General features: G+C 42.9%; 11 protein-coding genes. All 11 read left to right on the forward strand.

The annotated features are described in order from the left end of the window. Positions 1–89 precede the first annotated feature (89 nt). Positions 90–956, forward strand: coding sequence for a YgcG family protein (locus tag O3652_RS05880; protein WP_125412932.1), 867 nt, complete (start codon positions 90–92; stop codon positions 954–956). Between the two features lie 160 nt (positions 957–1,116). Next, a complete protein-coding gene (locus O3652_RS05885; protein ID WP_000812471.1) occupies positions 1,117–1,713 on the forward strand; it encodes a LemA family protein in 597 nt (198 codons plus the stop codon). 131 nt (positions 1,714–1,844) lie between these two features. Continuing rightward, complete coding sequence (locus tag O3652_RS05890) at positions 1,845–2,135, forward strand: hypothetical protein (protein WP_347098446.1); 291 nt, start codon at positions 1,845–1,847, stop codon at positions 2,133–2,135. 144 nt (positions 2,136–2,279) lie between these two features. Continuing rightward, entirely contained in the window at positions 2,280–3,050 is a 771-nt protein-coding gene (locus O3652_RS05895) for a DNA alkylation repair protein (RefSeq protein WP_371590161.1), read from the forward strand. 115 nt (positions 3,051–3,165) lie between these two features. Next, a complete protein-coding gene (gene secA, locus O3652_RS05900; RefSeq protein ID WP_371590162.1) occupies positions 3,166–5,679 on the forward strand; it encodes a preprotein translocase subunit SecA in 2,514 nt (837 codons plus the stop codon). A gap of 79 nt (positions 5,680–5,758) precedes the next feature. Beyond that, a complete protein-coding gene (locus O3652_RS05905) occupies positions 5,759–6,790 on the forward strand; it encodes a 3-deoxy-7-phosphoheptulonate synthase (protein ID WP_371590163.1) in 1,032 nt (343 codons plus the stop codon). Between the two features lies 1 nt (position 6,791). Beyond that, a complete protein-coding gene (locus O3652_RS05910; protein WP_125412958.1) occupies positions 6,792–7,823 on the forward strand; it encodes a 3-deoxy-7-phosphoheptulonate synthase in 1,032 nt (343 codons plus the stop codon). 44 nt (positions 7,824–7,867) lie between these two features. After that, on the forward strand, positions 7,868–8,230 hold the full coding sequence (gene acpS / locus O3652_RS05915) for a holo-ACP synthase (protein WP_125412961.1): 363 nt from the start codon (positions 7,868–7,870) through the stop codon (positions 8,228–8,230). Continuing rightward, positions 8,220–9,323 (forward strand): alanine racemase, encoded by a 1,104-nt coding sequence (alr, locus tag O3652_RS05920; protein WP_371590164.1) that lies wholly within the window; start codon positions 8,220–8,222, stop codon positions 9,321–9,323. Before acpS ends, alr begins: the two co-directional genes overlap by 11 nt. Before the next feature lie 18 nt (positions 9,324–9,341). Then, a complete protein-coding gene (gene recG, locus O3652_RS05925; RefSeq protein ID WP_125412967.1) occupies positions 9,342–11,357 on the forward strand; it encodes an ATP-dependent DNA helicase RecG in 2,016 nt (671 codons plus the stop codon). A gap of 317 nt (positions 11,358–11,674) precedes the next feature. Then, entirely contained in the window at positions 11,675–12,655 is a 981-nt protein-coding gene (locus O3652_RS05930; RefSeq protein WP_125412970.1) for an acetylxylan esterase, read from the forward strand. Positions 12,656–12,980 lie beyond the last annotated feature (325 nt).

Below are 12,980 nucleotides of genomic sequence, written 5' to 3' on the forward strand. Positions count from 1 at the left end.
AATCTATTTGTAATGAAAATGCACTTTCTTTGTAAAAATCAAAATGCTATAATTCCTTAAATCAATTTTCCTTTATCAGGGAGGTTATTATGAAAAAAAGCAGATTATTTAAACATAGTTTGTTGGTTCGCTTGCTTGGGTTGCTGATGGTCTTTCTCTTCTTGTCAGCATTCACAGCACCTGAAAAACCTGAGTACGGGATCTATGACCCGGATCATTATTTAACGGATGAGACTATAAGTCAGATACGAGAATTGAATAATGTCAATAGTAAAAAAGCAGAAAAATTCCAAATGGGCGTTTATGTTGTAAAAAGCCTAGATGGAGAAACAATTGAAACAGTCGCCAATGAAACAGCTAGAGCATGGAAGATTGGCTACTCGGGAGACAATCACGGTGTCTTGATTGTGGTAGCAGTTCAAGATAGGAAATCACGGATTGAAACCAGTAATAATGTGGCCAGTAAGATCACTGACTATCAGACTCACAGGTTCTTGACAACAGCACGTCCTTACTTTAAAAATGGTGACTATAACAAGGGTGTTCTCTCAATAGTCAATAATCTCAACTACATGTTCTATAGTGGATCGAGTACGACTGCTTCAAGTTCTAAAAGTAGTTACGACTATACTACCAACTCTAGTCGCTTAAGGGAACTTGAAAGGTATGCTGGTGAGAGCAGTTCTTCGAGACGTCATCGAAAAAGCAGTTCAAGTGACGGAGTTATCGTATTTGGAGTTCTCATTTACTTCATCGTGATGATTATCGGATTTCTATTTGGTGGTCGTGGTTCACGTGGAGATGATTCTGGCGGTGGCTGGTGGGGCGGTGACTCATCAGACTCAGGTTCCTCTTGGTCTGATTCGGGCTCCTCTTGGTCTGACTCAGGCTCCGACTCATCTGGTGGCTGGGACGGCGGTGGCTTTGATGGTGGCGGTTCGTCTGATGACTGGTGAGTAATCGTATATAGCTCAAACCGATTTCTCCATACAGTAAGGTGACTCCTTTGCAAGAGTTCACTCCTTAATTAAAAATAAAAACAAAGTTTGGGAAATTGATTTAAAATCTGAGTATTTTCTCAGAAAAGTTAATAAAAGAAAGTGTTAAGGTTTTGATATGAAACAAAATAAAGTAATTCTCTCAATAGTGGCTATTTTCTTTGGACTACTAATTCTGGGAAGTTGTTCCGCAGTGACGACCTATAATGGTCTGGTTGGTGAACAGACTAAGGTGGAGCAGGCTCAGGCCGATGTCTCGACAGCCCTCCAACGTCGTTCGGACTTGATTGGTAACTTGGTGGAGTCCGTTAAAGGACAAATGAATCATGAAACCGAAGTCTTTACCAAGATTGCGGATGCTAGAGCTAAAATCGGTAGTAGCTCAGTAACTTCGGAAGAAAACCAAAAGGCTCAGGGAGAGTTGAGCTCAGCTCTTTCCCGCTTGATTTCCTTGACGGAGAATTATCCAGAACTCAAGAGCAATCAAAATGTTGAGCAACTAATGGTCGAACTTTCAGGCAGTGAAAATCGTATCTTTGTAGCACGCAAGGATTATAATAAAGTCGCAGCCGAGTACAATCAAAAGTTGAGAAGTTTTCCAACCGTGCTTTTTGCGAATATGATGAACTTTAAAGAAGCTGAAACCTTTAAAGAAACAGAAGAAGCCAAGACAGTTCCTAAGGTCGATTTTGGAACCTCTTCATCAAGTCAATAAAGTGAATCAGCCTATGAATAGAGTGATTTTTCTAGCATGACTAGTGATTTCAAACCGAACCTGGAAAGCTTTTTCCAGGTTTTTTTGGTATAATAAAAGGGAAGAGACAGTGACTCAAATGGAGGTTTGCTATGGAGAAAACAAAAGCCTTTCTTGAAGCGCACTACAAGAGATATATCCTTATGATTTGCCTTCTCTGGTTCCTCATGTTTTTCCTTCCTTGGGATTGGCAAATAGGAGGAGTTTCAATTTATTATTTCGTTATGAAAAAACTCTTTATGGTTTTTGGAGTTTTATCCATCCTATACTCGGTCCTGATTAAAAATTTCAGTCTTCTCATCTTTGGAATTATCTTTTGCTTGGCCTTCTGGATCAATCTCTTTTGGTATTTTGGGATATTGCCTGTATTCTTGGGAAATTAAACATTAACAAATGAAGGACTAGACTAGCTTCTAGTCCTTTTTTCTTCCTTATTAAAATAGTTGGAGATATAAAAATAATTTTGTTGACGGGCTGTCTGTATGATATAATAAGTCCCGTAAAATGAAGATTAAGGGATAAAAAAAATGGCTAAAAAAGTAAAAGATTATTATGACTTGGCTTATGCTAGGGATTTGAGTCGACGGTTGAAAGAAGCGTCCCCTACATTTGATGGACAAAAGTTTAGGCTCTTGTTAGAAAAAGACTTGGAAAATTTGGAGTTTAGCCAGCGTCAAGAACTCTTGGCTAAAAGTATCAAAGATTGCCTCCCCCTATCTTATGAGGACTCTCTCAAGGTTTTTGAGAAAATTTTGGGTCCTGAGTTAGAGGGTGGTTTAGGTATGTTCTCAGAAGGATATTGGCTTTGGCCAATCGGAAAATATGTAGAGCTATATGGAGACAAGGAATTTGAATTGAGCGCGGCCTTTAGTAAGGAACTAACCAAGCGATTTACTGGAGAATTTTCTATGAGGCCCTTGTTGGCTCGTTATCCTAAGGATACAATGGCTTTGCTGATAGAATGGAGTCAGGATGAAAACTTACGCGTTCGTAGACTTGCTAGTGAGTGCATGCGTATCCGTCTGCCTTGGGCTAAGAGACAAACCGTGGTGTTAGATTATCTTGAGGATTTCACCACTATTCTGACCAATCTAAAGGATGATAGAGACAAGTCCATTCAAAAAAGCGTAGCCAATAATCTAAATGATTTATATAAGGAAGCCCCTGATAAGTTTGAAAGGATTCTTCAAACTTGGCAAAAGGAGGATGTAAGTCCAAGTTGTGCCTGGATCATCAAGCATGCCTCACGAACAAAAAACAAAAAAATAGCAACAGAAGATTTATGCAAAAAAAGCTGAATTTTAACTGGCCTTTTCCGTTGTAAATTAAGGATTCTTTCTTGAAAAATAATAGTAAATATGCTAAAATGAAAAGAACATTCTAAAATATTCAGAATTAAAAGTAAGGAAAATCATGGCTAATATTTTAAAAACGATTATTGAAAATGATAAAGGAGAACTTCGCCGTCTAGAAAAGATGGCCGATAAGGTTCTTAACTATGAGAGCCAAATGGCTGCAATGTCAGATGAAGAGCTAAAAGCAAAAACTGACGAATTTAAAGAACGATACAACAAGGGTGAATCACTTGATTCACTGCTATATGAGGCTTTTGCGGTAGTTCGTGAAGCTGCAAAACGTGTCCTTGGACTTTTCCCTTATAAGGTTCAGGTCATGGGTGGGATTGTTCTTCACCATGGTGATGTCCCAGAGATGCGTACCGGTGAAGGGAAAACCTTGACAGCGACCATGCCAGTGTACCTCAATGCCCTTGCAGGTAAAGGGGTTCACGTAGTCACAGTCAATGAATACCTAACAGAACGTGACGCGACTGAAATGGGTGAGCTCTACTCATGGCTCGGTTTGTCAGTAGGGATCAACTTGGCAGCTAAATCTCCAATGGAGAAAAAAGAAGCTTATCTTTGCGATATTACCTACTCAACCAACTCAGAGATTGGTTTCGACTACCTTCGTGACAACATGGTCGTTCGTGCAGAAAACATGGTGCAACGTCCACTCAACTATGCCTTGGTCGATGAGGTTGACTCAATTTTGATCGACGAAGCTCGTACACCATTGATTGTTTCAGGTGCCAACGCAGTTGAAACAAGCCAACTCTACCATATGGCGGATCACTTCGTGAAATCCTTGGACAAGGACGACTATATCATTGACGTTCAGTCTAAGACAATCGGTTTGTCAGACTCTGGTATTGACAAGGCTGAAAGCTACTTCAAACTAGAAAATCTCTACGACATTGAAAATGTAGCTCTTACTCACTTTATCGACAATGCCCTCCGTGCCAACTATATTATGATTCTTGATATCGACTATGTGGTTAGTGAAGAGCAGGAAATCTTGATTGTTGACCAATTTACAGGTCGTACCATGGAAGGTCGTCGTTACTCTGATGGTTTGCACCAAGCGATTGAAGCAAAAGAAGGTGTGCCAATCCAAGACGAGACCAAGACTTCAGCTTCTATTACCTACCAAAACCTTTTCCGTATGTATAAGAAATTGGCAGGTATGACAGGTACTGGTAAAACAGAAGAAGAAGAATTCCGCGAAATTTACAACATTCGTGTTATCCCAATTCCAACCAACCGTCCAATTCAACGTATCGACCACTCAGACCTTCTCTATGCAAGTCTTGATGCGAAATTTAAGGCTGTTATTGAGGATGTGAAGGCGCGTTACCAAAAAGGTCAACCTGTCTTGGTAGGTACAGTTGCCGTTGAAACGAGTGATTTCCTTTCTAAGAAATTGGTAGCTGCAGGCGTTCCTCACGAAGTCTTGAATGCGAAGAACCACTATAGAGAAGCTCAAATTATCATGAACGCTGGTCAACGTGGCGCAGTAACCATCGCAACCAACATGGCCGGTCGTGGTACCGACATCAAGCTTGGTGAAGGGGTTCGTGAACTTGGTGGACTTTGCGTCATTGGTACAGAGCGTCACGAAAGTCGCCGTATTGATAACCAGCTTCGTGGACGTTCAGGGCGTCAAGGAGACCCAGGTGAGTCACAATTCTACTTGTCTCTTGAAGATGACTTGATGAAACGTTTCGGTTCAGAACGTTTGAAAGGTGTCTTTGAACGTCTCAATATGTCTGACGAAGCCATCGAATCTCGCATGTTGACGCGTCAGGTTGAAGCAGCTCAAAAACGTGTCGAAGGAAACAACTACGATACTCGTAAACAAGTCCTTCAATACGACGACGTCATGCGTGAACAACGTGAGATCATCTATGCGCAACGTTATGATGTCATTACAGCAGACCGTGACTTGGCACCAGAGATCCATGCTATGATCCGTCGTACCATTGGACGTATCGTGGATGCACATGCTCGTTCGAAAGAAGATGAAAAATTGGAAGCAATCTTGAACTTTGCTAAGTATAACTTACTTCCAGAAGATTCAATTAGCCGTTCAGATCTTGCAGGTCTGTCAGACCAAGCTATCAAAGATGAACTTTTCCAACGTGCCTTGAAAGTCTATGACAGCCAAGTTGCTAAGCTTCGTGACGAAGATGCAGTGAAAGAATTCCAAAAAGTCTTGATTCTACGTGTTGTAGACAACAAGTGGACAGATCATATCGATGCCCTTGACCAGTTGCGAAATGCTGTTGGTCTTCGTGGATATGCCCAAAACAACCCTGTTGTAGAATATCAAGCAGAAGGTTTCCGCATGTTTAACGACATGATTGGATCGATTGAATTCGATGTGACCCGTTTGATGATGAAAGCACAAATCCATGAACAAGAACGTCCGCAAACTGAACACAATATCAGTACAACTGCGACTCGTAATATCGCAGCGCAGCAGGCAAGTCTTCCAGAAGATTTGGACTTGAGCCAAATCGGACGAAACGACCAATGCCCATGTGGATCAGGTAAGAAATTCAAGAACTGTCATGGTAAGAGACAATAATATGAGATAAGATACAGGCGGATACCTGGTAAAAATCATTTTTTGCTTGGTGTCCGTTTGCTTTATAAGGAGATGAATCATGGTATTTAAAGCTAAAAGTCCTAAAATTAACATTGAAGAAGTTCGCGCCTTGTCTAAATTAGAGGGAGCGGCTCTTGCGAGAAAAAATCAACGTGATCAGGAATTGGAAGCCATCATCCGTGGGGAGGACCAGCGTATTCTCTTGGTGATTGGACCATGTTCATCTGATAACGAAGAGGCGGTTCTCGAGTATGCCAAGCGTCTATCTGCTTTGCAAGAAGAGGTCAAAGACCGTATTTTTATGGTCATGCGTGTCTATACAGCTAAACCTCGTACCAATGGAGATGGCTATAAGGGCTTGATTCATCAACCAAATGCGACAGAAGCTCCTAGCTTAATCAATGGGATCAAGGCTGTTCGTCAACTACACTACCGTGTGATTACCGAGACGGGTATGACAACAGCGGATGAGATGCTTTATCCTGAAAATCTTCCGCTGGTGGATGATTTGATTTCTTATATGGCTGTTGGAGCTCGTTCTGTAGAGGATCAACAGCACCGTTTTGTAGCGAGTGGAGCAGACTTTTCAACAGGATTTAAAAATCCAACATCTGGAAATCTCAATGTTATGTTTAACGGGATTTATGCAGCGCAAAATAAACAGAGTTTCCTTTTCCTTGGTAAAGAGGTGGAAACAACAGGGAATCCATTGTCCCACGCCATTCTTCGCGGTGCCTTGAATGAATATGGGAAAAATATTCCTAACTACTACTATGACAATTTGATGGATACCATTGCCCAGTATGAAAAGATGGGCTTGGAAAACCCCTTTATCATCATTGATACCAATCATGATAATTCAGGCAAGCAGTACATGGATCAAATCCGTATCGTTCGTCAGACCTTGATTAACCGTGACTGGAATGAGAAAATCAAGAAATATGTTCGTGGTTTTATGATTGAGTCCTATCTAGAAGATGGACGTCAAAATGAGCCAGAAATTTTTGGTAAGTCTATCACGGACCCTTGTCTAGGATGGGACAACACAGAAGCACTTGTTCGCGAAATTTACCAAACGCTAGGAGAGTAAGATGGCATTTATCGAAAAAGGTCAAGAAATTGATATTGAAGCAATCAAGGCTTCGACTCAGTTGTCAGCTGAAGCATTGCGAAAGAAAGAAGCCCGCGATAGAGAGCTGGCAGCCATCATCTCGGGTGAGGACGACCGAATCCTTTTGGTGATGGGACCGTGTTCTTCAGACAATGAAGAAGCTGTGCTCGAATATGCTCGTCGCTTAGCAGACTTACAGAAAAAAGTTGCGGATAAAATTTTTATCGTGATGCGTGTCTATACGGCTAAACCTCGTACCAATGGAGATGGCTATAAGGGTTTGGTTCATCAGCCGGATACTTCTAAAGCTCCAAGCTTGATTAATGGCATACAAGCTGTTCGTCAGCTGCACTACCGTGTGATTACGGAGACGGGCTTGACGACAGCTGATGAGATGCTTTATCCGTCAAATCTCGTTTTGATCGATGATCTAGTCAGCTACCATGCTGTAGGAGCTCGTTCGGTAGAAGACCAGGAACACCGTTTTGTAGCGTCTGGGATTGATGCTCCAGTTGGGATGAAAAATCCAACATCTGGGAACCTTGGGGTCATGTTTAATGCTATCTATGCGGCTCAAAACAAGCAAACCTTCCTTTACCACGGTCAAGAAGTGGAAACTTCAGGAAATTCTTTGGCCCACGTTATCCTTCGTGGCGCCATGAACGAATATGGTAAAAATGAACCCAATTTCTACTATGAAACCCTCTTAAATGCCATCAATCGTTATGAGACCATGGGGCTTGAAAATCCCTTCATTATCATCGATACCAATCATGACAATTCGGGCAAGCAGTATATGGAACAAATTCGCATTGTTCGTCAAGCCTTGCTGAATCGTGACTGGAATGAAAAGATTAAAAAGACGGTTCGAGGCTTTATGATCGAATCTTACCTAGCAGATGGTCGTCAAAACCAACCAGAGGTCTTTGGTTGCTCCATAACTGACCCTTGTCTAGGTTGGGAAAATACAGTAGCCTTGGTAGAAGAAATTTATACTACCTTAACAAAATAAGTGAAAAGGATGGAGTTGGGGGAATCTCAGCTCCTTTTATGAGTATGATAGTTGGACACGGAATTGACATCGAAGAATTGGCTTCGATAGAAAAAGCAGTTACACGACGTGAGGGCTTTGCCAAGCGCGTGCTGACCCCTAAAGAAATGAAGCATTTTACCAGTCTCAAAGGGCGCAGACAGATCGAATACTTGGCAGGCCGCTGGTCAGCTAAGGAAGCCTTTTCCAAGGCTATGGGAACTGGTATTGGCAAACTGACCTTTCAGGATTTGGAAGTTTTGAACAATGAACGAGGGGCTCCCTATTTTAGTCAGGCACCATTTTCAGGGAAGATTTGGCTGTCTATCAGCCATACAGATCAGTTTGTGACAGCCAGTGTCATTTTGGAGGAAAATCATGAAAGCTAGCCCACATAGACCAACCAAGGCTCTGATTCATCTGGGAGCTATTCGACAAAATATTCAGCAAATGGGGGCTCATATCCCTGAAAGAACGCTCAAGTGGGCAGTGGTCAAGGCCAATGCCTATGGTCATGGGGCTGTTGCCGTTTCCAAGGCTATTCAGGATGATGTTGATGGATTTTGTGTTTCCAATATTGATGAAGCTATCGAACTTCGTCATGCTGGACTTAGCAAGAAAATCCTCATTTTAGGAGTTTCTGAGCTAGAAGCTGTTTCTCTTGCTAAAGAATACGACATCACATTGACAGTGGCTGGACTGGAGTGGATTCAAGCGCTCTTAGCTAGGGAGACGGATTTATCTGGCTTGACTGTCCACCTCAAGATTGATTCAGGGATGGGACGGATTGGTTTCCGAGATTCCAGTGAGGCTGATCAGGCTCATGCCTTGCTCCAACAACACGGTGCTCGTGTTGAGGGGATTTTTACCCACTTTGCTACTGCAGATGAAGAATCAGATACCTATTTTAATACCCAGTTAGAACGATTTAAAGTTATTTTGGCAAGTATGAAGGAAGCCCCAGAGCTGGTTCATGCCAGCAATTCGGCAACGACCCTCTGGCATGCAGAGACTATTTTCAATGCAGTGCGTATGGGAGACGCTATGTATGGCCTGAATCCAAGTGGAGAGGTCTTGGCCTTACCTTATGACTTGACTCCAGCCTTGACCTTGGAGTCTTCCCTGGTCCATGTCAAGACAGTTCCAGCTAGAGCTTGCATGGGCTATGGAGCAACTTATCAGGCGGATAGTGAGCAAATCATCGCGACTGTGCCAATCGGTTATGCGGATGGTTGGACACGAGACATGCAGAATTTCTCTGTCTTGGTAGATGGTCAAGCTTGCCCAATCGTTGGACGAGTTTCTATGGACCAAATCACCATTCGTTTGCCTAAGGTTTACCCGCTAGGAACAAAAGTCACCTTAATTGGCTCCGATGGTGACCAGGAAATCACAGCAACTCAGGTAGCGACCTACCGTGGAACCATTAATTATGAGGTAGTTTGTCTCCTCAGTGATCGCATTCCGAGAGAATATTATTAAAAAAGAAAGGAGTGGAGCATGAATCTACACCAACCCTTGCATGTCTTACCTGGTGTGGGACCGAAGTCAGCAGAGAAGTATGCCAAACTAGGAATTGAAAACTTGCAAGACATCTTGCTCTACTTTCCTTTCCGTTATGAAGATTTCAAGACCAAGCAGGTCCTAGAGCTGGAAGATGGCGAAAAAGCTGTTCTGTCTGGTCAGGTAGTGACCCCCGCTAGTGTCCAGTATTATGGTTTCAAGCGCAATCGTCTGCGCTTTAGCCTCAAGCAGGGAGAAGTCGTTTTTGCAGTGAATTTCTTTAACCAGCCCTATCTGGCTGATAAGATAGAGTTGGGAGCAACCCTTGCTGTCTTTGGGAAATGGGACCGTGCCAAGGCCAGTCTGACTGGGATGAAGGTCCTGGCTCAGGTGGAAGATGACCTCCAACCTGTTTATCGTCTGGCTCAGGGAATCAGTCAGGCCAGTCTGGTTAAGGTCATTAAGACAGCCTTTGATCAGGGGTTGGACCTCTTGATAGAGGAAAATCTTCCCCAGTCTTTGCTGGATAAATACAAACTCATGTCCCGTTGCCAGGCTGTTCGCGCTATGCATTTTCCCAAGGATTTGGCAGAATACAAGCAGGCCCTTCGCCGTATCAAGTTTGAGGAACTCTTTTACTTCCAAATGCAATTGCAGACGCTCAAGTCTGAAAACAGAGTTCAGGGAAGCGGTCTGGTTCTGGATTGGTCTCAGAAAAAAGTGACAGCAGTCAAGGGAAGCTTGCCTTTTGCCTTGACCCAAGCTCAGGAAAAGAGTTTGCAGGAAATTTTGACCGACATGAAGTCGGACCATCACATGAATCGTCTCCTGCAAGGAGATGTGGGGAGTGGAAAAACGGTGGTTGCTGGCTTGGCCATGTTTGCGGCGGTGACGGCTGGCTACCAGGCTGCTCTCATGGTACCGACAGAAATCCTAGCAGAGCAACACTTTGAGAGTTTGCAGAACCTTTTTCCAGACTTGAAACTCGCTCTCTTGACAGGTTCCTTAAAAGTTGCAGAAAAAAGAGAAGTCTTGGAGACCATTGCCAAGGGTGAGGCTGATTTGATTATCGGAACCCACGCTCTGATACAAGATGGGGTTGATTATGCTTGTCTTGGCTTGATTATCATCGATGAGCAGCACCGTTTTGGTGTGGGGCAAAGGCGTATTCTGCGAGAAAAAGGAGATAATCCTGACGTTCTCATGATGACAGCGACACCCATTCCTCGAACCTTGGCTATCACAGCCTTTGGCGATATGGATGTTTCCATTATTGACCAGATGCCAGCAGGGCGGAAGCCTATTGTGACGCGCTGGATCAAACATGAGCAACTGTCTCAGGTCTTGACTTGGTTAGAGGGAGAAATTCAAAAAGGTTCTCAAGCCTATGTTATCTCTCCCCTGATTGAAGAATCTGAAGCTCTGGATCTGAAAAATGCCATTGCCTTATCTGAGGAGTTGACAGCTCATTTTGCCGGCAAGGCTGAAGTAGCTCTTCTACATGGTAAAATGAAGAGTGATGAAAAAGACCAGATCATGCAGGATTTCAAAGAGCGAAAAACGGATATTCTGGTTTCGACGACTGTTATCGAGGTTGGGGTCAATGTTCCAAATGCGACCGTCATGATTATCATGGATGCTGATCGGTTCGGTCTCAGCCAACTCCATCAGCTCAGAGGTCGTGTGGGTCGGGGAGACAAGCAGTCCTATGCGGTTCTCGTTGCCAATCCCAAGACCGAGTCAGGGAAAGACCGCATGCGCATCATGACAGAAACGACTAATGGATTCGTCCTTGCGGAGGAAGATTTGAAAATGCGCGGATCAGGTGAGATTTTTGGAACCAGACAGTCAGGACTTCCAGAGTTTCAAGTGGCTGATATTATCGAAGATTTTCCAATTTTAGAAGAAGCCAGGAAGGTTGCCAGCTACATTAGTTCGATAAAAGATTGGAAAGAGGATCCAGAATGGCGGATGATTGCTCTCCACCTAGAAAAAAGAGAACATCTGGATTAAGCCTTTTCTAAGAAATCTATAAGCTAGCTTTTAGGTTTGGGCCTTATACTAGAGTCATCAAAAAGAAACGAGGACTCTCACATGACGATTAAAGTAACCTACCAAAAGAAATTTCAAACCGTCAAACTAGAGAAAGGAGCTAGCACCTATTGATACACGAAGAGCGGAAACGCTCTTTTTATTTTTAAAACTACTTTCAGACGATAGGTTTAAGGAAAGAGAATCTAAAATCACTTTCTGTTTATCTTTCTTTCTTGCATTGCTTTCCTAGATATGCTAGAGTTATGATAGCGATTACAAAATAAAAGGAGCATACTATGAAAAATCCAGCTTTGTTAGAAGAAATCAAGACCTATCTAGGACGGGATGAGGTTCCAGAAGACTTTGATACTTTTTGGGATGAGGAAGTCAAAAAAGTTTCCACACTTCCAGCCTACCAGTTGGAGGAAAGAGATTTCCATATTCCCCAAGTCAAGTGCTATGAGCTAACCTTTGAAGGAACCAATGAAGGCAAGGTCTACGCACGGGTCGTCCTGCCAAAGAGTGAGGAGAAAGTTCCGTTAATCTTCCACTTTCATGGTTATATGGGACGTGGTTGGGACTGGACCGACATGCTGGCCTTCACTGTGGCTGGTTACGGTGTTGTTTCCATGGACGTTCGTGGCCAGTCGGGCTATTCTCAAGACGGCTTACGCTCTCCACTTGGAAATACGGTGAAAGGGCATATCATCCGTGGTGCTGTTGAGGGTCGTGAACATCTCTTTTATAAGGATGTTTATCTGGATATTTACCAGTTGGTTGAAATTATTGCTAGTCTGCCACAGGTGGATGAGAAAAGACTTTCTAGCTATGGTGCCTCACAAGGCGGTGCTTTAGCCCTGGTTGCAGCAGCGCTCAATCCTCGGATTCAGAAAACAGTTGCCATCTATCCTTTCTTGTCAGACTTTAGACGAGTGCTTGAGATTGGCAATACCAGTGAAGCCTATGACGAACTTTTCCGTTATTTCAAGTTCCACGATCCCTTCCATGAAACAGAGGAGGAAATCATGGCGACTCTTGCCTATATCGATGTGAAGAATCTTGCCCATCGTATCAAAGGAGAGGTCAAGATGATTACGGGCTTGGATGACGATGTTTGCTATCCTATTACCCAGTTTGCGATTTACAACCGTCTGACCTGCGATAAGGCCTATCGCATCATGCCTGAGTATGCCCATGAAGCCATGAATGTTTTTGTCAATGACCAAGTCTACAACTGGCTCTGTGGCAGTGAGATTCCTTTTAAGTATGTAAAATAATGAATGAGAGAGCCCAGGAGCTCTCTTTTTTATGTCCAAAACCTGAAAGTACTTTTAGAAAATTTAAAATATTAAAATGTTCTTAAAAGTAAAATCTATTCTGCAGGAACACAGATATAAATATAAGACTTTATTGTATAATAAAGGAAAAGTCACTTATGAAAGGAGGAAAAAGGCTGCTGGGCGCTTAAAGAATGGCTCAGCAGAAAATGGGAGAGGATTGGGAGCTCTCATTAAGTTGGATACTTTCTTGTAAAACTTGTCTCTTGAAGAGACAATAAAAATTTTTAAAGAAAAAAGAAAGCGCTTTATTTTTATGAAAATG

This window comes from Streptococcus sp. 27098_8_23, from assembly GCF_041432195.1.
Classification (GTDB): domain Bacteria; phylum Bacillota; class Bacilli; order Lactobacillales; family Streptococcaceae; genus Streptococcus.